The organism is Geodermatophilus dictyosporus (genome assembly GCF_900115505.1).
GTDB lineage: Bacteria > Actinomycetota > Actinomycetes > Mycobacteriales > Geodermatophilaceae > Geodermatophilus > Geodermatophilus dictyosporus.
In genome coordinates this window covers 154608-180057 of the sequence record NZ_FOWQ01000006.1, presented here as the reverse complement: position 1 = coordinate 180057, position 25450 = coordinate 154608, and the positions used below count along the sequence as shown (strand labels likewise).

The window sequence follows — 25450 nt, the reverse complement described above, 5'->3', positions numbered from 1 at the left end:
TCGTTACCGTAATAGTTACCCATCAAGGGCCTCGGCGACCGACTGCCCGTCACCCATCAGGTCACGCCCGAGATACACCCGAGCAGTCATGGCCGGGTCGGCGTGGCCGAGCTGATCAGCGATCTGCACCAGTGGTACCCCGCGCTCGTGGAGCAGGCTGGCCACGGTGCGGCGGAAGGTATGCGGAACCGCCCACGAGAGTCCGGCCTCGAGGAACAGTTGCGCCAGCGCCTTGGCGCAGTTCGATTGGTCCCACGCCCGCTCCGTGTCTGCCATGTGAGGAGACGCGAAAACGTAGCCGGTTCCACCGGCCTGTTCCGTACGCCGACGAAGCCTGACAGCCAGACTCGTGGGCAGGGGTAGGCGGCGCCGGGAAGACTTGGACTTCGTCCCCTTGATCAGGACGCTCGGCTGGTGCCCCGGCCCGTCCGACTCCAGGTCCACGTCTTCCCACCGGAGGGAACGGGCCTCGGTGATGCGGACACCGGTGTAGGCCATGAAGGCCGCTAGGTCCGCGACGGCCTGACGCTTCCGGGCCGTCTGTGGGAGCACGTCCTCCGCAAGGGCGTGCTTGTCACCGTGGGCGATGAGCGAATCCCGTTCCTCACGGGTAAAGGCCCGGGTCATGTCGCGAGCTTCGCGGCCTTCCCGTCGCCGGTGAACCCTCTGCGACTTCACGACGCGAACCTGGCGCATGGCGTTGGTGAGCAGTGTGCCGTTGTCGACGGCGAGGTTCAGGATGCCCATCAGCACGGACCGAGCGGCTGCGGCCGCCCCGGTGCCGTGGTTGTCGGCAACGGTCTGCAGGAAGGTGCGGAGTCGCTGGGGGTTGTTGGCCTCGGTCAAGGTCAGCCCGCGCACCGAGGAACCGGCCTTGTCGACGTATCGGATGAAGGTGCGCCCGTAGTCCTCGACGGTGCGAGGACTTAGACCGGAGTCGGTGCGCCGGATGCCGGCGAGCCACACGTTCCCGGCGGCCACAAAAGGCATCGCCGCGCTCATCGGTACGTCCCCGACGCTGTTCAACCGCTCGGCGATGCCGACGTCCAGCGCTGCCAGTGCCTTGGTCTTCGTGGCGGCGACTCGGGAAAGTTCACGCTGTACTCCGTCGTACCCCCGGTAGTAGCAGCGCGCACGCCACCGCTGCGCACTTCGACTGTTCGAGGCCTTCTTCCACTTCCCCGACTCGTCGCGGCGTTGAGGGGTGACCTCAACCTCGCCGCGCTCCCCTAGCTTCAGCGCCCTTCTGCCCATGGCAGCCGACGCTACGGGGGTAACGGGTAGTCAGGTAGCACCACGTGCCACCACGGGACGTGTCCCGTGTCTACTCGGTGAGCAGTCATACCCGTTGAAACGTGCTCATCGCGCGACCGACCCAGTGCGGCCTGCGAGATCCGCGATCACGACCAACGAGGCGGCCTAGCCCGGGAGCACGTTACCGGGCGTCCCCAACTGGGCGTCGGCTAGCTGACGCAGGGTGACCTAGGGGCGGCGGTCGACACGCCTCAGGAGCCACAATCCTAGCGCTAGGACGCGCCGAGCTGTCACAAATGCTTGACGAGGGCCAAGAGCTGTGCCACTGTTGTCTTGCTAGCGCAAAGAGTGCACATCTCACTGCTAGCTACCGTCGTCGAGCTACTAGCGTGGAGGTATGCGATGAAGACGATCAACCCCGAGGCCCTCGCTGAATATGTGGTCCGCGCGACAGGCTTGGAGCCCGTCCTAGTGACCACTGTCCTGGCCGTCGAGCACGAGTACATGTACGCGCTCGGCCTGATCGACGGCCCGGAGCCGGCCTGGCTTTGGTACGACCGCGACGACCTCAGGGGTCACCCCCCTGAGGTCAACGACGACGAGATCGCCGCGCACGTCGAGGCCACGCTCGCCATCCCGCAGGAAGAGACCCTCGCGGTCCTCGCCGCCGAGATGGACTACCTCGCGGCCCACGGCCTGGTGTCGTGGTGAGCGCCGCCACGTCCCGGCCGCGGCGCAGGCTCCGCTGGCACACCTGCCAGTACGGAGCCGGCCTTGAGGGTGCCGTGCCGGCGAGCAGTGGGATCTACGTGATCGCCAAGGTCAGCAAGATCCACGGCCTCCCGATGACCTGCGAGTGGCTCTACGCCGGCCAGAGCAACAACCTCCGCCGCCGCTACGTCGAGCACAACCACTGGTCGGAACCCAACCCGGGACTTGATGCGCTCCGCTACCAGGAGAGCTGCGAGTTCTGGTGGACCGCCGCGCCCCTCGAGGAGTTGGACGAGATCGAGGCCGACCTCATCGACGCCCTCAAGCCCGCCGCGAACCGCCGCGCCGGCAACCGCCGCCGCAAGAACTGACCGTCCACCACGGTCAACCACAACTGAGAGAAGAGGTACGTCTCATGCCCAAGACCGACCCCCTGTCCGCATTCGACCTCGACGCGATCGCGGAGGCCGAAAAGCAGAAGACCCAGATCGTGCAGGCGATCCTGCAGGACAAGCTGCGCGGCCAGAGCCGCTTCCTGGTCCAGCGGCTCGAGATGGGCCGCGCCGCCTCCTACATCGGCGGCGTCTCGTTCCGCTGGATCGCGCAGAACCTGCTGCTGTTCACCCAGCTCCCGCTGTTCAAGAAGTACGTCGACAAGAAGTCCGGCAAGTTCAAGATCGACGAGGAGTCCGTCCAGGACTTGCAGCAGCGGGCTCCGAACTGGCTACGCCAGACCATGATGACTCTCTACCTCTTCCGCCAGCCCCGCCGGAAGTTCCCGCCCATGCTCGTCGTGGTTCAGGAGCACTGGGTCGACAACCTCGAGGCGCCCGAGTGGGACGAGGAGGGGCGCGCCCGGAGGACCTCCATGCCGCTCGACTTCCTCACCCCGGACGGCAGCGTCGCCGTTCTCGATCTGGCCAAGGGGGTCACCTGCTACGTCATCGACGGCTCTCACCGCTACCTCGGCATCAAGGGGCTCGAGGAGCTGACCATGACCGGGATGCTCGTCGAGAAGAAGGCCGACGGCACCGAAGGGAAGAAGGTCCGAAAGAAGGACGACCTGATGGAGCTCTACCGCATCGACGACGCCGACATCGCCGGCATCATGGACGAGTCCATGGGCGTGGAGTTCATCCCCGCTGTCCTGGAGGGCGAGACCCGCGAGGACGCCCGCATCCGGGTCCGCTCGGTGTTCGTCCACGTCAACAAGACCGCTCAGCCCCCCACCAAGGGGGAGATCTCGATCCTCGACGAGGACAACGGCTTCGCCCTCGTGGCCAAGCGGCTGGCCTTCAATCACAAGCTGTTCCGCAAGGATCACCCCGGCGACCGCATCAACTGGAAGACCAACGCCCTACCGGCCGGCAGCCACTGGATCACCAGCAGCGTCACCCTGATCGCGATGGTCGAGGACTACCTCAAGCCCACCGGCTCCTACGCCTCCTGGGTGCCAGACAGCCCCAAGGAGGTCCCCTTGCGGCCGATGGAGCACGAGATCAACGACGCCGTCCTGGAGATGAACGACCTCCTCGACCACATCAGTCAGCTGCCGGCGTTCAAGGCCATCGCGAGCGGCACCAAGATCGACAGCCTGCGGGACTTCCCGCCGAACGGCGACGGGCACCTGCTGCTGCGCCCGATCGGTCAGCAGATCCTCGCCGCCGCCCTCGGCCACATGCACAACCACCCCAACGGGCCGCAGGAGACGCTGAACAAGCTGTTCACCCGTCTCGACAACTACGACCGCGCCGGCGGCTTTGGCAACGTCAGCAGCCCCATCAGCCCCTGGTACGGCGTCACCTATGACCCCTACCGCGGGACCATGGCCACCGACCGCAAGCACACCGCCGTGCTGCTGCTCCGGCACCTTCTCCACGACGCTCTCACCGTCGAGGTGCGCAACGAGCTCCTCGACGACCTTCGGATGGCGCGCCACACGCTCGTCAACGACAAGGAGCTCGTCTACGACTGGAACGGCAAGGCCATCGAGCCCGATCAGCTGAGCCTGCCAGCTCAGATCTGACCGGCGGACACGCACCTCGTTGGCTCAGGCACAGTCAAGGGAGCCACTTCGGCTCCCTCGACTGTGCGCACGCCGAACATTGAAGGTCGCCGGCTACACATGAACTGTGGCCTCCGACGAAACGCTCCGCGTCCTCCTCGATGAGATCCGTGCCCTCTCCAGTGAGCGGGAGTGGGAGCAGTTCCACCTTCCGCGGAACCTCGTCCTCGCCCTTGTCGGCGAGGTGGGGAACTCGCTGCAGAGCTGCAGTGGGTCCCCGACGCGCAAGTTGACCAGCACCTTGCCTTGCCCGCGAGACGGGTCGGGTTCGAAGACGAACTCGCCGACGTGTTCATCTACGCGCTTAGGCTTGCCGATGTAACTGGTGTCGACATCACCTCGGCCATCCGACGGAAACTGGCGAAGAACCGTGCCCGCTACCCGGTGGAACGCAGCCGAGGCAACAGTGAGAAGTACACCCAGCTACCTGCCGCAGGTGGCGACGACGCGAGGGAGTAGTCGCAGTGCCCGTCAACGTCTTGACCCAGCCCTACGGTCGCCCTGAACAGAAGTTGTCGGCCCAGGACAACTTCCTCGTGACCCTGCACCAGCCGTTCGATCTCGCGGGCGCCGTCCAGCAGCAGGCCGCCGGCCAGGTGTCACTCACGAACTTCCTCCGCGCACACCCCACAGGGGCCGCCCACATCTGGGCTCTAAGCAACAACCACATCGGCCAGCGGGTGTGGCCCGCCATCCAGCCGGACGACCTTGTCCTCTTCTACGGCAACGGCCAGGTCTACGCTTACGGCTTCGTGACCTCGAAGGTTCACTGGCCAGGCAACAGCTTTATTTGGCCGAGCGGCGCAGACTGGGACTACATTTACTCTCTGCGCGACTTCCAACTCGTTCCAAAGGCAGACGCCCGTGGACCGGCGTTTTACGAGGTGTTCTATCTGACTTTGCGGCATCCTGGGCTCAGCTTCATGACATGACGGCGCTCGGGACGACCGCTCGAGCGGTCTTTGATGGAGTCTTACCCGGCGTCTCGCCCATACCCGGTCGTCAACCGATGGGCAAAGTGCGGCACGCGCGGGGTTGGTTCCTCGGGGACGATGCCGCCCGGCTCCGGGGCGATCGGGCGCACAGGGCCGCCTCCCGAGATCAACGGATTGAGCCAGCGGAGCGAGACGTTCACGCCGAACTGGGAGGCGCTGGAGCGGGGCACGGCGGCTCATCAGACCGTCGTTCGCACGCTTCACCGACTTATCGAGGCGAACGGAGGAGAGCCGCTGTACCCGGACGGTGGGTTGAACTTCGACATCAGCTGGATGACGTCCGCCTGCACGTACGTGGCGGAGGTCAAGAGCTTGACCGCAGACAACGAGGCTGACCAAATCAGGCTCGGACTCGGCCAGGTGCTCGACTATCACTGGAGCTACTGCGCAGCGCGGCCCAACATGACGGTGAAGGCTGTTCTCGTAACGGAGCGAGCCCCACGGGACCCTCGCTGGGTCCACGTCTGCGCAGCAGCCGGCGTCCTCCTGACCTGGCCTGGCCGTATGGGGCAGGATTTGGGCCTTTGAAGCGTCGCCCCCTCGCGCCAACGACGCGACGAAGGCACGCTCGACCGTGGACTTGATGGCATACCGACCTCCCAGAACCTGAGCCCTTCGCCAGCGGAGACGCCCCAGCGACGTACGTCCAGGAGGTAGTTCCTGTATAGGTAAAGAAACACGCGGTGTGGATAGATGTCCTGGCATATGCGGTTCGACGTGATGGAGGTAAGGCATGAAAACCTTGAAGCTTTGGCAGACCTACACCCGGGAGCAAGTTCACGACATCTTCTCGCCCGACACGACATTCACGCCTCAATCCGGGAGCTGGGGCTTGCACGGCATCGTGCGGCTTCCGGAGGGGCCCAACTCATTCGTGTTCTTCGTAACCTTCGGACGTGTGCAAGGGGAGTATGCCTTCGATGAGTCCATCACAGAAGACGGGGTGTTGTCATGGCAGTCGCAACCTCAACAGCGGCTGGACAGTCCAATCGTGAAGAGCCTAATCGAGCACGACGATCGGTGTGAGACAATACACCTGTTTCTTCGAACGCGAGCACGTGCTCCCTATACCTACATGGGACCTTTGGCATACCTGACCCATGATGGAGACAGGGAACAGCCAGTTCATTTCCAGTGGCAGCTCCTGGGTTGGCCGGTGCCGCGGGAGACGATCCGCTACATGGGCTTACAGCTCATCGCCACGGGTGAGCCTCCTTCGCCCGCTACCTCCCCGCCGCAGGACATCTAAGGCGCCTTGTAAAGACTAATTGAGCACGCTCCCCCCGCTGGAAGCACGCCAGGGCCCTCCAAGACAGTGCAATTCAGAGCCGTTAAGATAGCGTTGCACCCTGACCAGGACGCGCGGAACAAGGCCCTTGGCCAGGCCGGCGAGAAACTCGTTTTACATGCCGAGCGCCGGCGGCTGAAAGAGGCAGGGCGTCCCGACCTCGCCTCACGAGTCGTGCACGTGTCGGTCATAGAGGGTGATGGTGCGGGCTACGACATCAGGTCGTTTGCCGAAGACGGACGGGCGCGCCACTTAGAGGTGAAGACAACCCGCAACGGTGCCGCGTCGGCCTTTTTTGTTAGCCCGAATGAAGTCGCCTTCAGCGAAGCGCACCCGGACAGCTTCGAACTGGTTCGGGTCTTCCAGTATGATTCGCGGAACAAAAGCGCTGGGTGTTACCGTATTCCGGGCCCATTGTCGGCGGTTTTCGATCTGGTCCCGAGCCAGTATCGGGCTTTTCTCGTGGGTTGAGCTACGCTGCCTGAGAAGTCGGCCGAGCATCGGTCGAATACAGACACTTGACGCTCTGCGGCCCAATAGCTCACCGCCGCCATGGCGGACGCCGGACGTAGCCAGGGCGGTCACTACGCGCAACGGGGTTGGCCTTGCGCGGGAGCTCGCGGTCTCACGTCGCGTTCGGATGGCCGTCGGAGGACGCAGCCACTGCGCGCGGCCCTCACCGTCCGCCTCAAAGATGCAGGGGCGTCGGACCGGCTGCAGGGGGTCACAGGTCACCCCGAAGAGCGACGGCACACCCGACCAGCACCTCAAGTCCACGGCATGGCCCGCCGATGTAGCGGACCTAGGTTGCAGTCAACGCCCGTCCGGGTAGAGTCCGCCGCGTGCTGGGGAGCCCCATGATAGAGGACATACAAGATACAGCCATCATGGCTGCGTTCGGCAACGATACCGTGCCGAAGCTTAAAGAGCTTCACGTGGACGTCATCGAGGCATCGCACGACTCGAGCCGTAACGTCCTCACCGTCGTGCTGGTCCTACCACGTGACGCGGACGCGCGACTCCGTGATGGGGTATCGGGGATTCTATCGCACTTCGAGGACGAATGTCGCCTCACAGTCTTGGTAGACGCTAGCTACTTGTACGAGGGGGAGTGCGGCGCCTCCAGGGCGTAAGATCTGACCTCGTGTCAGACTCTCAGGAGCACGTAGCACGAGGACTGAGCCACTTTGAGTCGGCGGAAGCGATGCTAGGTGCGCACGTAGCCGTTTCCTGGGCCGCAGTTGCGATCTTCTACGCTGCCCACGAACTGGCCCATGCAGTGTTTGCTGCGGACGACGAACTTCATCCGCAGTTCAGACACCCTAGTAATCACTCAGGTGTAGATCTCTACAAGCCTGGCACCAATTACACCATGCGACGGCATTACAGCTCGGTAGAGCGCGCCTACAGGATTTTATACGGGACTGGGACCGCAGTTCGATATCAGGGGTCGCGTCCTGGGATTACGCGAGTCCGGAACCTGCTCGATAACGAGCTTGCCAGTGTGCGTCGATGGGCCCGTGAACGCCTGGAGCATTGCGGGCACCGCGATTTGGACACGTTCTGGCCTTGACGTTGCACCCGACAACCTCGCCTGCATGGCGGATTTTGGCTTGCGCAGCGAGGGCGCCGGCTCTTCGATTTGCCGTCAGGCGCAATAGGGCTAGTCCGCGAAAAGGCGCCACAGTCACTGTGGCGTGGGTAATGCTGCCGTAAGCTCGCTGACCGAAGAGAGGTATCGCTAATATCTGCGGTGCCCGTGCCGGCCCCCGGAAGGACTCGGCCGTGAGTAATCCGTTTAGCATCTGGCCCCAGTTCGGGTTCGCTGAGAACCCGTACAGCAACCTTAATCTGCCGGGCGATACAGTTGGGGATCGACTCCTTGTAGGCAGGGACCAGGAGGTCGGCCAACTTCAGCGGCGGATTGGTTCTATGGGGACCCACCCAACGGTAGAAGGACCAGCTGGCGTCGGCAAGTCTAGCCTTATCGGGGTGGCCTGCTACCGAATGCTACGAGAGTGTGTGCGAGCAAAAGCGGGCACGCTCTTCCTCCCCGTGCCAAGCATGCAGGCAACGTCGTCAATTGCCGAATTTGAGACGCAAGCCTTCTTTGGTATAGCTCAGGCGATGATTGCCAATGTAGACGCTTTCCGGGTCGCTGGTCTAACCGTCCCGGACGTGGCTCGCCTAAACAATTGGTTAAATGATCCGACCTTCCGACAAGCTCAAGGTTCAGCCTTGGGGTTTGGTGCTGGGGGTGGCGCGGCGCCGAATACCTCTGAAGGCTTCGCAAGCTCAGGCTTCCCTCAGGCTGTACGTGCGGAGCTAGATCGATGCTTGCCTGGGCCAGGCGCAGGCGCCATGGTCTGCCTCGTAGACAACCTTGAGCTACTTCAGACGACCAGCGAGGCCCGCACTACCTTGGAAGCTTTGCGTGACCGGGTATTCAATCTTTCAGGGACTCGCTGGGTCCTGTGTGGCTCCCGGGGCATTGTGTCGCGGGCTCGGTCTGAACGCCTCAGTGGAATCTTCGAGGCTCCGCTGCGAGTCGGCCCGCTGACATATCACTCGTCTCTCTTGGCTGTAGAAAGGAGACTTGAAGAGTATGGGTCCGACGGTGCCTATGCTCCAGTCCCACCCAAGAGCTTCGAGTTCATATATCGAGCTTTGAATCGAAACCTCCGGGATGCCATGGCTTATGCCCAACAATTCTCGGAGTGGCTTTACGGTGAGTACATAGTGCCAATGGAGCCCTTGCCGAGCACAGAAAGACGCGCCTCGCTGTTGGCAACTTGGCTTGCCGATCTAGCGGATGCGGCCCACACTGACGCGCGGGGGATACAAAGGCGTCATTGGCAATTCTTTGATCAACTCGCTGAAGCCGGCGGCACGTGTCGATTGAGTGAGTGGGAGGCGTACTTTTCGCGACAGCAGAATATGAGCAACGCTATTACAGCCCTCGATGAGGCTAGGCTTGTCAGTAGGAGCGTAGACCCCGACAACGCGTCGCGATCTATGGCTACCATTACGCCGCTCGGTTGGCTTGTGTACTTTCATCGGAGCCGTTACGGGCTCCCCTCGCATGGGGCAAATCCAACAGTGGATGATGTGCCGGATGAGGCTTCCGACCCTAGTTGACTTGGGTTGCGCGTCTCTTCGGGAGTCGTAAACGCTTCTGGGGAACGCCGGTTACTTCGCGCCACTCGAAGCTCGCCGCAATGATCGCGGTACTCAACCAGTCCGCATGTAGCAGGTGCTCCCCTATTTCTCGCGTCCCTTGTGTCTAGGTCGGGTGGGGCCTAATCCCCTAGGGTCTGTCGGAAGACCGTCCCGTGATAGCAGCTCCGGGCGCGCCACGGTTAGGAAGTTCATGGATCGGCGGCCGCAGCGGCCAAGCAAGGCTCTCACGTGGGGGTTCGCTAGGCCGTAGGCGGACCGGCAGTCGTGACAAATAACCCGAAACGTCAGCCTGTCGAAGCGTCGGTCCGAATCCTGAACGAGGCTTGGCTCATCAGCAGGCGGGGAGCCACCCCACCCAGACCCCTCACGGGGTTTCGCCACCTTTCACGTGCTCGGGCTTGGCGTGCCGGTCGCAGTCAGGCAAGCCGGTGCTCCAGCACGAACCGAGTGGTCACGTTCCAAGGCATCCGCGCGGCATCCGGACGAGCGGGGTTGCCCATGTCGATGGCCACCGCCTCAGCGGCGACCACGCGGCCGACTCCGTCGGCGACCCGCCCGTCCAGCGCAGCGACGGCGGCACGCAACCGCAGGTTCGCGTAGTGCTCTGGCAGGCCCGCGCTCCGCGTGACCTCATGCGAGGTGGTCACAGTGACCCGCACCGTGCCGCCCTCGCCGGGCACTGTGGACGTCACCCGTGCATCTCGCAGGAGGCTGGAAGCCCGTCCGGGAACAGGCTGGCCCGTGATTGTGGGTCGTGGGCTGGCCGTCGTGACCGAGGCCAGCAGATCGCCGTTCAGGGTGAGCGCAAACTCGCGGACCGTCTCGTCCGTCGGCTCGGCTGCCAGAACGGGCACGGGGTGAAACGCGCGGTTGACGGTTAGCCGCAGGTCGTCCCGGTGTAGGTCGCCAGTGGTGGACGTGCTGAGCTGGTGCGTCTGGACGGCGAAGCCGAGCGTCCTGCAGGACTCATCCACCCGGCCGGCGTCCAGTGGCGCGTACAGGAACGGTCGATACAGGACGATGTCCAGCAGCCCGGACAGCACGCCACCTGCCGTAGTAGTGGGCTTGGGCTGGACGATGTACAGCACCGGCTGACCGCTCAGGTCAGCCATGGCTTCAGCGGGAACGCCAGTCACGACGATGGGCACAGCCTTGCCGTAGAGGTCCGCCAGGACGCTGCGCAGCAGCTCGGCTAGCTGGGTGTCGTCGTTGATCTGTGCACGCTCTGCGCGCTTGACCTTGGTCTCGGCGGCCTGGACCAGCAGACCGGCGCGCTTGACTTCGTGCTCCGCTTGCGACAGATCCACAGCAGTCGGGGTCTCATCGCCCATGGCGAGACGGACGACCAGTTCCTCGGCTGCCTCCTCGGCCTGCTGCTTCGCGGCCCGACGCATCGCGTACAACTCCCGTGCCTCCGCGACCGCCATGCGAGACAGTTCAGCGGCGGTCGGGGTGGTACGGGTCTTGCGGGTGGTGTTGCTCACGGGTTGATCTCCTTGGTAGTGGCCTCGCCCTGATGACGAAGGCCGGTTCGCGGGCATGACTGATGGCGGACCCTCACGGGTCCGATACCTGGTCAGCCGTTGGTGTTGACCCGATGGGGCGGACGGAGTCCGCCCGGGTCAAGTCCTGTCAGCTGTGCCGATGCACCGGCCCCGGAGGGGGCCGACTTCGGTAGCTGCCCTGCTGGGTTGCTGTGTTGCTGTAGTGCTGGGCACGTGTTGATGAGGGGGTTTTATAAGGGGGAACCATCAACACCAACGGCGGCCCTCGCCGTCGCTAGGGAGTCCGCTCCCAGCGGTCGCCGGAAAGCCGCACGCGCCCCTTCAGGGAGGTCCGCACGGTGACCGGCGAACGGTTCACAGACGCGGCGTAGTGATCACCTAGGGCAGACAAAGACCTCGCGCGCGGCTGTTCACGCACCACCCGGTCAGCCAGCGCATCCCACGTGACAGCCGGTGCAGTCCTTGACTCCCTCCGCTGCTCCCGCTCGCCGTCGCCAGTCCACAAAGTCCAAACCGGCGCATCTCCCATGACGTCCAGCGAGGCGTTCAAGGCCACCGGCTCGCCGTCGTTACTGCGCACGGCCAGTTGCCTGCGATGGTCCTTCTCCCGGCTAGTCAGGACCGCCTTCACCCGAGCCGCAACAGTCCACGTCCGTGCTCCGATGGGCGCGTTCACGCCATGAGCCGGCCCCGTGGGTCCGGGCTCGCCCGTGTGGGTAAGCAGTAGGACCGCCGTGCCTTGCTGAGTCAGCCGCAGGAGGGGTCCGATCATCCGCCTGGCTTGCCCGTTGTCGTGGACGTCGTCCACGACGCCCAGCACGTTGTCCACGACCAGCAGACCCGGTGCCAGTCCGGTCACCGCATGCACGAGTGCGGTCCACTCGGCATCCCCTGTTGCGGAGTAGTCGACCACCCGTACCCGCTTGCGGCTTGGGGCGGCGACCAGTGGCGCGATGCGGCGGCGTACCGATGCTGCTCCGTCTGCGTCGGTGCAGACGAACGCCACGGCATTCAGCTCCCCGGATAGCTCGCGCCCCAGGAACTCGCGCTCACCGTTGAGCAACGCCGCAGCCATGCCGACCGCAAGGTGCGTCTTCCCGGCAGTCGGCGCACCGGACAGCACGGTGAGCGTGGTGGACAGCAGTCCGGCGATGAGGTGGGGCTCCCGCTCCAGTTCTGGCCAGTCTGCCGGGTCAAACACGTCCCGGAACCGCAGACCAGCCCCGGTGGAGGCTGCCACGGCCGTGGTGATGTCGGTCTGCAGTCGGTTCCGCGAGGTTGTCATCGGGACACCTCGGCCCGCGCGCAGGCCGAGGTCGACACGGCACCGAACACGCGCCACGCGGTCAGGGCGCCCGTAAACGTGGTCGCCAGCTCGGTGGACCTGGCAGCACCCCCGGACGCTGTGGACCCCGCTGACGCCGTTTCTGCCCGGCCTCGCGGATGCTTCCGCCAGAACCCGTGGGCGGTGTCTTCGGGGAAGGTGGCGACGATGGGCGCACAGGCGACGCAGGGTGCGTGCGTAACCCGCGTCCAGCCCTCGGCGTGACCCCATGCAGCAGCGGCAGCGTCGGCGGTGCACAGCCCAGCGGTGGCGTAGGCGTTGCGGATGCGATCCCACGTGCGAGCGGACTCGATGGTCTCCGGCAGGTGCCTGCGAGGCGGAGCATCGGTGACGGTCACGTTGCGATCGCCATCTCGACCCGCCCGGCCATGACGAAGCGGTGTAGCTCTGCGCGGTCGTACAGCACGGTGCGACCGACCCGGTGGAACGCGGGGCCTCGGCCGTGGTGCCGCCACTGGCGCAGCGTGCCGGACGCGAAGCCGGTGACCTCGGCTGCTTCCCGCTCACGCAACCAGCGAGTGAGCGTCGCGGCGGCGGACGGCGTAGTGGTGTTGCTGGACACTGAGTGAACCTCCTTGTGGGCAGGACTCATGGCCGGACGTGCCGCCGAAGCGGGCAGCCCGGTGAGACCCCTGCGGGGTGGGTTGTTGTTTGCTGTCGCGCCTCTGCTGAGCAGGCACTCAGGAGGGGCGGCGTGCGAGCCGTCGGATGCGCTGTCCGTCGGCCGGGAGCGGCGGGTGCGCCCCGCTGGTTGTCAGGGCGTCCTCCGGCAGAACAACTCTGACACGCTGTGGCGGTGCCTTCGAGGCTGTGACACTACGTGTGTTTCCCAGGTCTGGATCACTCCGTCAGAGCCAGGGCGTTCCGCGACCAGCACCGGCTCGCCCCGTCGTCGCCGACGTCCTCTGACGACGCACCGGGTTGAGGACAGCTGCCGCTTGTTACCGGCCAAGTTACCCATGAAGGAGGTAACGACGGCCCACTGGGGCTAACGTGCAGTGATCTGCGCCTGCGCAGTGCGGAGGAGAACTTGCAGCTCAAGTCATGACAAGGCACAAGGCGCAATCATGTGTAACAAGGCCATCTGCTAAGCACTTGGTCGCAGGTTCGATCCCTGCCGGGCGCGCTCGCCGGACCGGCGCGAGAAGCGCAGGACAGTGCCCGGACAGGACCTGCAAGTGGCCTGCCAGAGGACTGCAAGCGGGCGGCGGCACGGTGCTCCCCGAGCACCCGGGGACGGCCCGGGACCAATCGAGGAGTCCACGTGACCCAGATCCACGACCCCCGCTACGGCAGCCCGAACCCCCAGGGCCCGGGCCCCTACGGGCCGCCGCCGTTCCCCGCTCCCGGCTACGGGGCCCCCGGCGGCTACGGCCAGCCGCAGCGGAAGAAGAAGCACACCGGCGCGATCGTCGGCAGCATCGTTGCGGTGCTGGTCCTCGCGGGCCTCGGCGTCGGCGCCTTCTTCCTGTTCGGCACCTCCTACCTCGACACCGCCGAGGCCGAGCGGCAGATCGCCACGCTCACCGAGGAGCAGGCCGGCGTCACCGTCACCGACGTCACCTGCCCCGAGGACGTCGAGCTCGCCGCCGGCACGGTGACCACCTGCACCGCGATGGTCGAGGGCCAGGAGGTCGGCTACACCGTCGAGCAGACCGACGACGAGGGCAACGTCCGCATCGACAGCACCGGGGTCTTCGTCCAGGTCACCGACGTGGAGGCCGCCCTGGTCGACGAGTTCGCCACCAGCGCCGGGCTGTCCGTCGACGCCGCCTGCGACGCCGGCGACCGCTCGGTCCTCGTCGCCGAGGACGGCCTGCAGCTGATCTGCGACGTGGCCCTGGTCGACGACCCGACCGACATGGGCACCGTCACCGCCCTGATCGACGCCGAGGGCAACGTCACCTTCGACGCCAGCTGAGGAAGGACCTGCCTGCCCCCTGACCCCGGGCAGCACCCACGGGGGACGAGCGGCCCAGGACCACCCGGTCCTGGGCCGCTCGCGTGCGACGGGTCAGCGGGCGCCGGCGGGCACCCAGCCGATCGCCGGGGCGACGTGCCGGGCGACGTTCTCCAGCAGGGCCGCGTTGTACTCGACACCCAGCATGTTCGGCACGGTGAGCAGCAGGGTGTCGGCCTCGCGGACGGCGGCGTCCTTGGCCAGCTCCTCGGCCAGCTGGTCGGGCTCCCCGACGTAGCTCTTGCCGAAGCGGGCGCGCACGCCCTCCAGCAGGCCCACCTGGTCCTCCCCGGAGCGCTCCCCGAAGTACGCGCGGTCGAGGTCGGTGACGACCGGGACCACGCTGCGGCTCACCGACACCCGCGGCTCACGGTCCCAGCCGGCCTCGGCCCAGGCGGCGCGGAACCGGGCGATCTGCTCGGCCTGCAGCTCGTCGAAGGGGACGCCGGTGTCCTCCACCAGCAGCGTGGAGCTCATCAGGTTCATCCCCTGGCGGGCCGCCCACTCCCCCGTGGCCCGGGTGCCCGCGCCCCACCAGATCCGGTCGGCCAGGCCCGGCGACTGCGGCTGCACGGCCAGCCGGCCGCGCGCGCCGCCGGTCATCCCGGGGTCGGCGTCGACGACGGTCGCGCCGCGGATCGCGGCCAGGAACAGCGCCGTCTTCTCCCGCGCCAGGTCGGCGTCCGAGGACCCCTCCGGCGGCACGTGACCGAAGGCCTCCGAGCCGCGCAGCGCCGTCTCCGGTGAACCGCGGCTCACCCCCAGCTGCAACCGGCCGCCGCTGAGGAGGTCGGTGGCCGCGGCCTCCTCGGCCGTGTACAGCGGGTTCTCGTAGCGCATGTCGAGCACGCCGGTGCCGACCTCGATCCGCGAGGTCCGCGCGGCCATGGCGGCCAGCAGCGGGAACGGTGAGGCGAGCTGGCGGGCGAAGTGGTGCACGCGCACGAACGCGCCGTCCAGGCCGAGCTCCTCGGCGGCCACCGCGAGCTCGACGCTCTGCACCAGGGCGTCCCGCGCGGTGCGCACCTGCGAGCCGGCGATCGGCTGCCAGTGACCGAAGGACAGGAACCCGATCCGCTTGTCGGTGCGAGGAGTCACGGACGCACCAGCGCGTCCGCCGAGGCGGGTGTTCCCGGTGGGGCATCCTCCTCACCCGGTGTGACCGGTCGACCACGACATTCCGGGTACGGGTTCCGTCACTCCCGGCGCCCGGTCGGCCACCCTGTCGGGGTGACTCTCAGCGCCCCTCGCACGCCGCAGCCGCGGGCCGGCCAGCCCGGACGGCCCGGCAGCCCGGCGGGGACGAGGCTGCGGGCCATCGACACGCTGCTGGCCGACCGCGGCCAGCTCTTCCGTGCGCTGTTCCTGTCCTCGCCCGTCCCCCAGGCCCTCGTCGACCTCGACGGGCGCCTGCTCGTGGTCAACGACGCGCTGTGCGCGATGTCCGGCCGCACCGTCGACGACGTCGTCGGCCGGCACGTCGACCTGCTGGCCCACCCCGACGAGGCCCCCGTCCGCGACGGCGGGACCGGCGCCGTGCCCGGTCTCGACCCGTGGCTGCGCCAGGAGGGCGAGCGCCGCCTGCGCCGTGCCGACGGCAGCGAGCTGTGGGTGCAGCAGTCGCACGACGTGGTCCACCGCAGCACCGGGGAGCCGCAGTTCGTCGTCCTGTCCCTGGTCGACGTCACCGACCGCCGCCGCGCCGAGGAGGACCTGGTCCGCCGGGCCTTCACCGACCCGCTGACCGGCCTGCCCAACCGCCGCGCGCTCACCGACCGGCTCAACCACGCCCTCGCGCTCTCGCGTCGCCGCGGCCTGCAGGTGGGCCTGGTGCACCTGGACCTCGACCGGTTCCATGCGGTCAACGACACCCTCGGCACCGACGCCGGCGACCAGCTGCTCAGCCAGGTCGCCGACCGGCTGCGCTGGAGCACCCGCGTCGAGGACACCGCCGTGCGGCTGGGCGCCGACGAGTTCCTCATCCTCGCCGAGGACGTCGAGGACCTCGACGGGCTGCGCGCACTGGCCGACCGGCTGCTCGCCGTCCTCGACGACCCGTTCCAGCTCGGCGGCCGGGAGATCGTGCTGTCGGCCAGCGTCGGGCTGACCATGGGCTCCGACGTCGCCCCCGACGACCTGCTGCGCCAGGCGCACAACGCGCTCACCCGCGCCAAGCGGGACGGCAGCCGGGCGCGCATCGAGGTGCACGACGGCGGCCTGACCGACGACGAGGTCGACCTGCTGCAGCTCGAGACCGACCTGCGCCGGGCGCTGGACGGCGACGAGCTGCGGCTGTTCTACCAGCCGATCGTCTCCCTGGCCGACGAGACGCTGCTGGGCTACGAGGCGCTCATCCGCTGGCAGCACCCCACCCGCGGGCTGCTCCCGCCCGGCGCCTTCCTCGACGCCGCGGAGAACAACCGGCTGACCTCCCGGCTCGGCGCCTGGGTGCTGCGCCAGGCCTGCACCGACGCCGCGGGCTGGCCGGCCGGGCTGCGGGTGCACGTCAACGTCTCGGCCCGGCACCTGGCCGAGCCCGGGTTCAGCGACCTGGTCGCCGCCGCGCTGGACGAGTCCGGCCTGCCGCCCGAGCGGCTGGAGCTGGAGATCACCGAGTCGACGGCGCTGTTCGCCGCCGAGGCCACCCTGACGGCGGTGTCGGAGGTGACCGAGCGTGGCGTGACCCTGGCGCTCGACGACTTTGGCACCGGCTACTCGGCGATCACCGCGCTGCACCGGCTGCCCATCCACACCGTCAAGATCGACCGCTCCTTCGTCGCCGACGTCGTCACCCAGCCCTCGACCGCCGCGCTGGTGCACGGCCTGCTGCAGCTGGGCCGGGGCATGGGCCTGCAGGTGATCGCCGAGGGCATCGAGGACCTCGACCAGGCCGAGTGGCTGCGCCGGCACGGCTGCGCGATGGCGCAGGGCTACGCCTTCGGCCGGCCCGCGCCGCTGCCCAGCCGCCACGGCGCGCTGGCCGCCGAGGCGCTCGTCGGACAGGCCGCCGAGGAGGCCGCCGCCGTCCTGGAGGCGGTCACCGGCGAGCTCGAGGCCGTGACGGGCGACGTCCCCGCGGTCCCGGCCGGCGCCGACGGCATCGACCTGTTCCCGCTGGAGGACACCCTGCCGCCGCCGTCGCGGCGGATGTTCCTCAAGGTCGTCGACGACGACCCGCCCGCCGGTGAGGGACGCGGCCGCCGCTCCTGAGGCCTCAGGGCAGCGCGAGCGGCACCGGGCGCTTGGGCGCCCGGCCGTCGCCGGAGGACCGCCCGCGCACCCGGCGGGCGACCCACGGCGCGACGAAGCCGCGCACCCACGCCGCCTCCTCGGCCACCGCCGCGCGCAGCGCCCGCGGCGGTGCCGGGGGCAGCGGGGTGCGCCAGTCGCCGTCGTCGGCGACCGGGACGCCCAGCGCCGCGGCGGCGGCCAGGGCCGTGCGGCGGTGCCCCTCGGCGGTGAGGTGGATGCGGTCGCCGTCCCACAGCCGCCAGTCCAGCAGCCAGCCCGCGCCCCACTGGTCGAGGACGACGGCGCCGTGCCGCGCGGCGATCGACCACAGCGAGGCGTTGAACACCGCCACCCGGCCGCGGGTGCGCCGGATGATCGGCGTCAGCCGCGGGTCGACGCCGGTGGCCAGCAGCACGTCGGCTCCGTCGGCCCGGAACGCGGCCACCGCCTCCTCCAGCGCGGCCGCCAGCCGGTCGGGGTCGGCGCCGGGCCGCAGCAGGTCGTTGCCGCCGGCCACCAGGCTGACCAGGTCCGGCCGTGCCGCACGGGCCACGGGCACCTGCTCGGCGAGCACCTGGTGCAGCAGCCGGCCGCGGATGGCGAGGTTGGCGTACTCCAGGCCGGGGCCGGCGGCGGCGAGGTGGTCGGCGAGCCGGTCGGCCCAGCCACGGTGGGCACCGGGGCGGTCGGGGTCGGCGTCGGCCAGCCCCTCGGTGAAGGAGTCGCCGAGGGCGACGTAGCGCCGCCAGGACGTACGGGACGGTGCGGGCACGCCTCCACTCCAGCACGCCCGGGTGAGCCGCCGAACGGCCCCCTCAGCCGCGGAACGCCTCGAGCAGCCGCAGCCAGATCTCGCTGACCGTGGGGTAGGCCGGGACCGCGTGCCACAGCCGGCCGATCGGCACCTCGCCGACGACGGCGACCGTGGCCGCGTGCAGCAGCTCGGCCACCGCCGGGCCGACGAAGGTGACGCCGAGCAGCACCTCGCGCTCGGGATCGACGACGACGACCGCGGTGCCCTCGTAGCCGTCGGCGAACAGCGCCGCGCCGGCGACCGAGCCGATGGGGTGCTCGACCACCCGGTGCGGCAGGCCCCGCTCACGCGCCTGGGCGCTGGTCAGCCCCACGCTGGCCACCTGCGGGGTGGTGAAGACGACCGAGGGCGTGGCGGCGCGGTCGGCGGTGGCCGTGTGGGGCGACCAGTCCTCGACGCGCACCTCCTCGCCCCGGGCGCGGGCGACGATCGCCGCGCCGGCCTGGCGCGCCTGGTACTTGCCCATGTGGGTGAGCTGGCGGCGGCCGTTGACGTCGCCGACGCCGTAGAGCCACGGCAGCCCGCGCACCTGCAGCGTGTCGTCGACGTCGAGGTACCGGCCGGGCTCGAGGCCCACGGTGTCCACCCCGATGGCGGTGGTGCGGGCCTGCCGGCCGACGGCCACGAGCACCTCGTCGCCGCGCACCTCGCCGCCGTCGTGGGTGAGCACCACCTCGTCGTCCTCGCGGCGGGCGGCGGTCACGTCGACGTCGAGGCGGACGTCGACGCCGTGGTCGCGCAGCGACCTGAGCACCGCGTCGCCGGCCTGGGGCTCGGCGCGGGGCAGCAGCCGGTCGCCGCGCTGCAGCAGCGTCACCTCGGAGCCGAGCGCGTTCCAGGCGAAGGACAGCTCGCAGCCGACGTAGCCGCCGCCGAGCACCAGCAGGCGACGGGGCGCCTCCTTGGCGCTCGTGCCCTCGCGCGGCGTCCACGGCTGCACGTCGGGCAGGCCCTCGACCGGGGGGACCGCGGCCGCCGACCCGGTGCACACCGCGACGGCGTGCCGTGCGCTCAGCCGGGTCTGCCCGCCGTCGGGGCCGGTGACGACGACGGCGCGCTCGCCGTCGAGCCGGGCGGTGCCGCGGAGCAGGGCGATGCCGGCGCCCTCCACCCAGCCGACCTGGCCGCTGTCGTCCCAGTCGTGGGTGAAGGAGTCGCGGCGCCGGAGGGTCGCGGCCACGTCCTGCTCGCCGGTGACGGCGGCCGCGGCGCCCTGGACGGCCCTCACCTCCTCGATCGCCTCGGTGCCGCGCAGCAGCGCCTTGCTCGGCATGCACGCGTAGTAGGAGCACTCCCCGCCGACGAGGTGCTCCTCCACCAGCACCGCGGACAGGCCGCCGCGGACGACGACGTCGGCGACGTTCTCCCCGGTCGGCCCGGCGCCCAGCACGACGACGTCGTAGGTCTGCTCTGCGCTGCTCACCCGGCCCATCCTGGCGGGTGTGGTCGACTGGCCGCCATGCCCGTGTCGCCCGCCGACTTCGCCGCCGCGCTGCGCCAGCACCCCGCGGGCGTCGCGCTGATGACCGTCCGCGACGACACCGACGACGTCGGGACGACGGTCACCTCGGTGATGAGCGTCTCGGCCGACCCGCCGCTGGTGGCCGTGGGACTGGCCGCCGACGGCTACCCCGCCGAGGTGCTCGAGGCGGTCGGGTCGTGCGCGCTCACCGTGCTCGCCGCCGGGCAGGCGATCCTGGCCAGCCGGTTCTCCTCGGCGGGCCGGCCCGGCGCCCGGCACCTGCTGGAGTCGGTGCCGTGGTCGCGGACCGCGGGCAGCGACGCGATCGTCCTGGACGGCGGCGTCGTGGCCCTGGACTGCCGGCTCGACCGCCTGGTGCCGGCCGGCGACCACGTGCTGGCGCTGCTGGCCGTCGTCGGCGTCCCGGTGCTGCGGGAGGACGCCGCGCCCCTGCTCCGCCTCCGCGGCCGCTACGTCGACGCCCCCGGGTAGGCCCGAGCGCACGGACGAGGTCCCCCGCGGGGGTCGGTGAACTAGCGTCGGGGGCGATGAGCCAGCCGCAGACCCCCGTGCCGTCCGCGCTCCGGCGCGCCCTCGCCCGCGCCGAGCGGGGCGTGACCCTCGACGCCGGCGAGGCCGAGGTGCTGCTCTCGGCGCGCGGGCTGGACGACGGCGAACCGCTCGACCGCCTGCTGACCGCCGCCTCCCGGGTGCGCGACGCCGGGCTGGCCAGCGCCGGGCGACCGGGGGTCGTCACCTACAGCCGCAAGGTGTTCGTCCCCCTGACCCACCTGTGCCGCGACCGCTGCCACTACTGCACGTTCGTCACCACGCCCGGGCAGCTGCGCCGGGAGGGGAAGGCGCCGTTCCTCTCGCCCGACGAGGTGCTGCAGATCGCCCGCGACGGCGCGGCGCTGGGCTGCAAGGAGGCGCTGTTCACCCTGGGCGACCGCCCGGAGGACCGCTGGCCGGTCGCGGCCGAGTGGCTGGAGGCGCACGGCTTCGACTCCACGCTGGCCTACCTGCGCGCGATGGCGATCCGGGTGCTGGAGGAGACCGGCCTGCTGCCGCACCTCAACCCCGGGGTGCTGAGCTGGGAGGAGGTCCAGCGGCTCAAGCCGGTCTCGGCGTCGATGGGCATGATGCTGGAGACGACGGCGACCCGGCTGTGGTCGCAGCCCGGCGGCCCGCACTTCGGCAGCCCGGACAAGGAGCCGGCCGTGCGCCTGCGGGTGCTCGAGGACGCCGGCCGCTCTGCCGTGCCGTTCACCACCGGCGTGCTGCTGGGCATCGGCGAGACGCCGGCCGAGCGGGTCGACGCCGTCCTGCAGATCCGCGCCGCGCACCAGCGGCACGGGCACGTGCAGGAGGTCATCGTCCAGAACTTCCGCGCCAAGCCGCGCACCGCGATGGCCGCGCACGACGACCTCGCGCTGCAGGAGTACGTGGCCGCGGTCGCCGTCACCCGGCTGCTGCTCGGGCCGCGCACGCGGGTGCAGGCGCCGCCGAACCTGTCCGACTCCACCGAGCTGGGCCTGCTGCTGCGCGCCGGCGTCGACGACTGGGGCGGGGTCTCGCCGCTCACGCCCGACCACGTCAACCCCGAGCGCCCGTGGCCGAACACCGACAAGCTCGCGGCGCTCTCCGCCGAGGGCGGGTTCACCCTGCGCGAGCGGCTGGCCGCCCAGCCCCGCTACGTCCTCGAGCCCGAGCCGTGGCTCGACCCGCGGGTGCGCCCGCACGTGGCCGCGCTCGCCGGGCCCGACGGGCTGGCCGTGGAGGGCCGGATCCCCGCCGGGCTGCCGTGGCAGGAGCCCGACGAGGCCTGGGTCTCCACCGGGCGCACCGACCTGCACGTCGAGGTCGACACCGTCGGGCGCAGCAGCGACCGGCGCAGCGACTTCGACGCCGTCTACGGCGACTGGGCCGACCTCCGCGAGCGCACCACGGCCGCCCGGGACGGGCACTCCACCGCGCTGGCCGTCGGCGACCCCGAGGTGCACGCCGCGCTGCGGCGCGCGGAGGCCGACCCCGCCGGCCTCTCCGACGCGCAGTACCTGGCGCTGCTGGGCGCCGATGGTCCCGACCTCGAGGCGCTGTGCACGCTCGCCGACGCCGTCCGCCGCGACACCGTGGGCGACGACGTCACCTACGTGGTCAACCGGAACATCAACTTCACCAACGTCTGCTACACCGGCTGCCGGTTCTGCGCCTTCGCCCAGCGGCGCACCGATGCCGACGCCTACACGCTGTCGCTCACCGAGGTCGGCGACCGTGTCGACCAGGCCTGGGCCGCCGGCGCCACCGAGATCTGCATGCAGGGCGGCATCCACCCCGACCTCCCCGGCACCGCCTACCTCGACCTGATCGCCGAGGTGAAGCGCCGGGCGCCGGACGTCCACCTGCACGCGTTCAGCCCCATGGAGATCGTCAACGCGGCGGCCCGCACCGGCCTGTCGTTCGCCGACTTCCTCACCGCCGCCAAGGAGGCCGGGCTCGACAGCGTGCCCGGGACGGCCGCGGAGATCCTCGACGACGACGTCCGCTGGGTGCTCACCAAGGGCAAGCTGCCGGCGGCGACCTGGCTGGAGATCGTCGGCACCGCGCACCGCGTCGGCCTGCCGACGACGTCGACGATGATGTACGGCCACGTCGACACCCCCGCCCACTGGGTGGCGCACCTGCGCACCCTCGCCGCCCAGCAGGACGCCACCGGCGGGTTCACCGAGTTCGTGCTGCTGCCCTTCGTGCACCACAACGCGCCCATATACCTCGCCGGCGTCGCCCGGCCCGGGCCCACGGTGCGGGAGAACCGTGCGGTGCACGCCGTCGCCCGGCTGCTGCTGCACGGCCGCATCGCCAACGTGCAGACGTCGTGGGTCAAGCTCGGCGACGCCGGCACCAGGGCGGTGCTGACCGGCGGGGCCAACGACCTCGGCGGCACCCTCATGGAGGAGACGATCAGCCGGATGGCCGGCAGCGAGAACGGCTCCCTGAAGACCATCGCCGAGCTCGAGGCCATCGCGGCCGCGATCGGCCGGCCCGCCCGGCAGCGCACCACCGAGTACGGCACCCCGTCGGAGGAGCGGCTGCGCACCGCCCGCTCGGAGGAGGGCCGCCGCCGGCTGACGCTGTCCATCGCGCCAGCCTGAACGAGCGGGCCGGCACCGGGTCGGCGGTGCCGGACCGGGGCGGACGGCGGTCCTCCCGCGGTCGGTCGTGCTCTGCCCACAGGTGTGGGCAGAGCACGACTGCGCACGGACCTCACCTCGCTCAGGCGCGGGGGGCGAGCTCGACCACGGCGGCGACGAGCTCCTCGCCGTCGAGCAGCACCGCGTCGTTGTGGTCGGCACCCGGCACCTCGACCAGCCGGTGCAGGTCGGCGGCCGCCTCGGCGACGGCGCGGCTCTGCCCGGGCGGGACGATCGTGTCCCGGCTGCCGAGGACGACGGTGGTCGGCACCCGGACCCCGGCGATCCGCTCGGCCACCGGGTAGCGGTCGCGCAGCAGCGCCCGGACCGGCAGGAACGGGTAGTGCACCTCCCCCGCCGCGGCGAGGTCGACGAACGGCGAGCGGAGCACCAGCCCGGCCGGCGGGTGCTCGGCGGCCAGCTCGGTCACGACCGCCGCGCCGAGGCTCTCGCCGAGGTAGAGCAGCCGCCCGGGCGGGACCCCGGCGTCGGCGACCAGGTACTCGCGGGCGGCCCGCACGTCGAGCGCCAGGCCGGCCTCCGTCGGGCTCCCCGGGTTGCCGCCGTAGCCGCGGTAGTCGAACAGCAGCACCGACAGCCCCTCGGCGTGCAGTGCCCGCGCCAGCGGGGCCCGCAGTCCCCGGTGGCCGCCGTTGCCGTTGGCGACGAGCACCGCCGGGGCGTCGGGGTGGGCCGCGGGCAGGTACCAGGCGGCCAGCTCCAGGCCGTCGCCGGTGGTCAGGGTGGCGTCGCGGGCGCCGGGGAGCACCGCGGCCGCGGGCCCGACCGGCCCGGCGTCGGGGAGGTACACCAGCCGGCGCTGGACGGCCCACAGCAGGCCGACGAGGACGCCCACCAGCACGACGACGACCACGGCCGCCGTCCCCAGCCGGTGCAGCACCGGCCGATCATCCCGCAGACGCGCGGGTCAGCGTCCACTGGAGCAGCCCGGCCGGCTCCGGTAACGGTTCGGCCGCACGGCGGGACGCCGGCGCCGCGGCGTGGCCGGTGTGCGGACGATGACGCCCACCGCCGGTGAGCCTCCACCGGCCGACGACGGGAGCCCCCGTGGCCGAGCGCCTGACCCTCCGCAACGTCTACCTCTACCTGGTCTGCCTGGTCGCCCTGGTCATCTCGATCTTCGCCACCGTGCAGCTGGTCCGCGGCGTCGTGAGCCTGGCCTACCCCGACCCCGGCTACGGCTACGTGGGCGACCCGGTGCTCGACGACGAGACCGAGCGGGAGCTCGCCGAGCAGGCCGTGGAGTCGCAGCGCCGGTTCGAGGTGCTCGAGGTGGTCACCGCCGGGACGACCCTGCTGATCGCGGGCCCGCTGTACGCCTACCACTGGCGGCGGGTGCAGCGGGAGCGCACGGCCGCCGGCCCCGAGGTCGTGCCGACCGCCTGAGCGGGGCAAGGTGGCGGGGTGCGTGCCATCAGCTACCGCCGCACCGGCGGCCCCGACGTCCTCGAGCTGGTCGACCTCCCCGTGCCCGACCCCGGCCCCGGCGAGGTGCGGGTCCGGCTGGCCTTCTCCGGGGTGAACCCCACCGACTGGAAGTCCCGCTCGGGCGCCACCGCCGGTGCGCTGGCCGACGACCACCAGATCCCCAACCAGGACGGCGCCGGCACCGTCGAGGCGGTCGGGCAGGGCGTGGACCCCGCCGTCACCGGCCAGCGGGTGTGGGTGTGGGAGGCGGCCTGGCAGCGGCGCTGGGGCACCGCCGCCGAGTACACCGTCGTGCCCGCACGGCAGGCGGTGCTGCTGGGCGAGGGGCCCTCCTTCGAGCTCGGCGCGGCGCTGGGCATCCCCTTCCTCACCGCGCACCGCTGCCTCACCCTCGGCGAGTCGCTGCCCGACCGGCTGGGTCCGGGCGCGCTGACCGGCCGCACCGTGCTCGTCCAGGGCGGCGCCGGCGCGGTGGGCAACGCCGCGATCCAGCTCGCCCGCTGGGCCGACGCCACCGTCGTCGCCACCGTGAGCAGTCCCCGGAAGGCGCAGCTGGCCGCGGCGGCCGGCGCCTCGCACGTCGTCGACTACCGGCAGCAGGACGTCGTGGCCGAGGTGCGCAAGGTGGCGCCGAAGGGGGTCGACGTCGTCGTGGAGGTGGCGCCCGCGACCAACGCCGCCGTCGACGCGCAGCTGGTCGGCCCGCACGGCGCGGTGGCCGTCTACGCCAACAACGGCGGCGACGAGGTGACCCTGCCGGTGCGCACCCAGATGGGACCCAACGCCCAGTGGCACTTCGTGCTGGTCTACACCGAGCCGGAGCGCGCCAAGGTGCTCGGGGTCGAGGACGTCAACGCCGCGGTGCTCGACGGCGCGGTGCGGGTCGGCGAGGAGGCGGGGCTGCCGCTGCACGTCCACCCGCTGGCACAGACCGCCGAGGCGCACCGCGCGGTCGAGGAGGGCGCGGTCGGCAAGGTCCTCGTCGACGTCACCGCCTAGG

At 70.0% G+C, this 25450-nt stretch carries 21 protein-coding genes; 13 read left to right on the top strand and 8 right to left on the bottom strand.

Features of this window, described 5'->3' with window-relative positions; genetic code table 11:
- Positions 1 to 15: 15 nt before the first annotated feature.
- Positions 16 to 1254, bottom strand: a complete 1239-nt coding sequence (locus tag BMZ33_RS15650) for a tyrosine-type recombinase/integrase (protein WP_091112430.1) — start codon at positions 1252 to 1254, stop codon at positions 16 to 18.
- A 348-nt stretch (positions 1255 to 1602) separates the two neighbouring features.
- Here BMZ33_RS15650 and BMZ33_RS15645 point away from each other — a divergent pair, with 348 nt between their 5' ends.
- The 7 genes from BMZ33_RS15645 (at position 1603) to BMZ33_RS15610 (ending at position 6784) form a co-directional block, all read left to right on the top strand.
- Positions 1603 to 1965, top strand: coding sequence for a hypothetical protein (locus tag BMZ33_RS15645; RefSeq protein ID WP_136697312.1), 363 nt, complete (start codon positions 1603 to 1605; stop codon positions 1963 to 1965).
- 74 nt (positions 1966 to 2039) lie between these two features.
- A complete protein-coding gene (locus BMZ33_RS15640) occupies positions 2040 to 2336 on the top strand; it encodes a GIY-YIG nuclease family protein (protein ID WP_136697311.1) in 297 nt (98 codons plus the stop codon).
- Positions 2337 to 2380: 44 nt separating this feature from the next.
- Positions 2381 to 3991, top strand: coding sequence for a ParB N-terminal domain-containing protein (locus tag BMZ33_RS15635; protein WP_091112419.1), 1611 nt, complete (start codon positions 2381 to 2383; stop codon positions 3989 to 3991).
- A 171-nt stretch (positions 3992 to 4162) separates the two neighbouring features.
- A complete protein-coding gene (locus BMZ33_RS24695; RefSeq protein WP_425283688.1) occupies positions 4163 to 4489 on the top strand; it encodes a MazG-like family protein in 327 nt (108 codons plus the stop codon).
- Positions 4490 to 4494: 5 nt separating this feature from the next.
- Complete coding sequence (locus BMZ33_RS15625; RefSeq protein ID WP_091112416.1) at positions 4495 to 4962, top strand: hypothetical protein; 468 nt, start codon at positions 4495 to 4497, stop codon at positions 4960 to 4962.
- A 796-nt stretch (positions 4963 to 5758) separates the two neighbouring features.
- Complete coding sequence (locus BMZ33_RS15615) at positions 5759 to 6274, top strand: DUF3427 domain-containing protein (protein WP_091112409.1); 516 nt, start codon at positions 5759 to 5761, stop codon at positions 6272 to 6274.
- A gap of 93 nt (positions 6275 to 6367) precedes the next feature.
- Positions 6368 to 6784 carry a protein NO VEIN domain-containing protein gene (locus BMZ33_RS15610; protein WP_169064398.1) on the top strand — a complete coding sequence of 139 codons (417 nt, stop codon included), beginning with the start codon at positions 6368 to 6370 and terminating at the stop codon, positions 6782 to 6784.
- 3125 nt (positions 6785 to 9909) lie between these two features.
- Here BMZ33_RS15610 and BMZ33_RS23405 read toward each other — a convergent pair.
- The 3 genes from BMZ33_RS23405 to BMZ33_RS15590 form a co-directional block, all read right to left on the bottom strand.
- Complete coding sequence (locus BMZ33_RS23405; RefSeq protein ID WP_091112399.1) at positions 9910 to 10977, bottom strand: hypothetical protein; 1068 nt, start codon at positions 10975 to 10977, stop codon at positions 9910 to 9912.
- 295 nt (positions 10978 to 11272) lie between these two features.
- On the bottom strand, positions 11273 to 12283 hold the full coding sequence (locus tag BMZ33_RS15595; RefSeq protein WP_169064397.1) for an AAA family ATPase: 1011 nt from the start codon (positions 12281 to 12283) through the stop codon (positions 11273 to 11275).
- A gap of 394 nt (positions 12284 to 12677) precedes the next feature.
- Entirely contained in the window at positions 12678 to 12905 is a 228-nt protein-coding gene (locus tag BMZ33_RS15590; protein WP_169064396.1) for a helix-turn-helix transcriptional regulator, read from the bottom strand.
- A gap of 702 nt (positions 12906 to 13607) precedes the next feature.
- Here BMZ33_RS15590 and BMZ33_RS15585 point away from each other — a divergent pair.
- The gene (locus tag BMZ33_RS15585; RefSeq protein WP_169064395.1) at positions 13608 to 14264 is read left to right on the top strand and encodes a DUF4333 domain-containing protein; all 657 of its coding nucleotides are present in this window, start codon (positions 13608 to 13610) and stop codon (positions 14262 to 14264) included.
- Positions 14265 to 14357: 93 nt separating this feature from the next.
- Here the strand turns inward: BMZ33_RS15585 and BMZ33_RS15580 are convergent, their stop codons facing one another.
- Entirely contained in the window at positions 14358 to 15401 is a 1044-nt protein-coding gene (locus BMZ33_RS15580) for an LLM class flavin-dependent oxidoreductase (protein WP_091112384.1), read from the bottom strand.
- A 132-nt stretch (positions 15402 to 15533) separates the two neighbouring features.
- Here BMZ33_RS15580 and BMZ33_RS15575 point away from each other — a divergent pair, with 132 nt between their 5' ends.
- A complete protein-coding gene (locus BMZ33_RS15575) occupies positions 15534 to 17513 on the top strand; it encodes a putative bifunctional diguanylate cyclase/phosphodiesterase (protein WP_169064394.1) in 1980 nt (659 codons plus the stop codon).
- A gap of 4 nt (positions 17514 to 17517) precedes the next feature.
- Here BMZ33_RS15575 and BMZ33_RS15570 read toward each other — a convergent pair whose 3' ends face one another.
- Together BMZ33_RS15570 and BMZ33_RS15565 are read right to left on the bottom strand one after the other, a co-directional pair.
- Positions 17518 to 18306 (bottom strand): SGNH/GDSL hydrolase family protein, encoded by a 789-nt coding sequence (locus BMZ33_RS15570; protein WP_091112382.1) that lies wholly within the window; start codon positions 18304 to 18306, stop codon positions 17518 to 17520.
- Between the two features lie 43 nt (positions 18307 to 18349).
- Complete coding sequence (locus tag BMZ33_RS15565; RefSeq protein ID WP_091112378.1) at positions 18350 to 19780, bottom strand: dihydrolipoyl dehydrogenase family protein; 1431 nt, start codon at positions 19778 to 19780, stop codon at positions 18350 to 18352.
- A gap of 27 nt (positions 19781 to 19807) precedes the next feature.
- Here BMZ33_RS15565 and BMZ33_RS15560 point away from each other — a divergent pair, with 27 nt between their 5' ends.
- Together BMZ33_RS15560 and BMZ33_RS15555 are read left to right on the top strand one after the other, a co-directional pair.
- Positions 19808 to 20302 (top strand): flavin reductase family protein, encoded by a 495-nt coding sequence (locus tag BMZ33_RS15560; protein WP_091112375.1) that lies wholly within the window; start codon positions 19808 to 19810, stop codon positions 20300 to 20302.
- A 56-nt stretch (positions 20303 to 20358) separates the two neighbouring features.
- The gene (locus tag BMZ33_RS15555) at positions 20359 to 22962 is read left to right on the top strand and encodes a bifunctional FO biosynthesis protein CofGH (RefSeq protein ID WP_091112371.1); all 2604 of its coding nucleotides are present in this window, start codon (positions 20359 to 20361) and stop codon (positions 22960 to 22962) included.
- Positions 22963 to 23083: 121 nt separating this feature from the next.
- Here the strand turns inward: BMZ33_RS15555 and BMZ33_RS15550 are convergent, their stop codons facing one another.
- Positions 23084 to 23902, bottom strand: a complete 819-nt coding sequence (locus BMZ33_RS15550; protein WP_169064392.1) for an alpha/beta hydrolase — start codon at positions 23900 to 23902, stop codon at positions 23084 to 23086.
- Positions 23903 to 24069: 167 nt separating this feature from the next.
- Between BMZ33_RS15550 and BMZ33_RS15545 the strand changes: the two genes are divergently transcribed.
- Together BMZ33_RS15545 and BMZ33_RS15540 are read left to right on the top strand one after the other, a co-directional pair.
- On the top strand, positions 24070 to 24408 hold the full coding sequence (locus tag BMZ33_RS15545; protein WP_091112368.1) for a hypothetical protein: 339 nt from the start codon (positions 24070 to 24072) through the stop codon (positions 24406 to 24408).
- A gap of 18 nt (positions 24409 to 24426) precedes the next feature.
- Positions 24427 to 25449, top strand: a complete 1023-nt coding sequence (locus BMZ33_RS15540) for an NADPH:quinone reductase (RefSeq protein ID WP_091112366.1) — start codon at positions 24427 to 24429, stop codon at positions 25447 to 25449.
- Position 25450 lies beyond the last annotated feature (1 nt).

Bases quoted from the DNA above. Each gene is read 5' to 3' on its own strand.
- BMZ33_RS15650 (WP_091112430.1), bottom strand. From the start codon at position 1,254: ATGGGCAGAAGGGCGCTGAAGCTAGGGGAGCGCGGCGAGGTTGAGGTC.
- BMZ33_RS15560 (WP_091112375.1), top strand. From the start codon at position 19,808: ATGCCCGTGTCGCCCGCCGACTTCGCCGCCGCGCTGCGCCAGCACCCC.
- BMZ33_RS15595 (WP_169064397.1), bottom strand. From the start codon at position 12,283: ATGACAACCTCGCGGAACCGACTGCAGACCGACATCACCACGGCCGTG.
- BMZ33_RS15615 (WP_091112409.1), top strand. From the start codon at position 5,759: ATGAAAACCTTGAAGCTTTGGCAGACCTACACCCGGGAGCAAGTTCAC.
- BMZ33_RS15635 (WP_091112419.1), top strand. From the start codon at position 2,381: ATGCCCAAGACCGACCCCCTGTCCGCATTCGACCTCGACGCGATCGCG.
- BMZ33_RS15555 (WP_091112371.1), top strand. From the start codon at position 20,359: ATGAGCCAGCCGCAGACCCCCGTGCCGTCCGCGCTCCGGCGCGCCCTC.
- BMZ33_RS15565 (WP_091112378.1), bottom strand. From the start codon at position 19,780: ATGGGCCGGGTGAGCAGCGCAGAGCAGACCTACGACGTCGTCGTGCTG.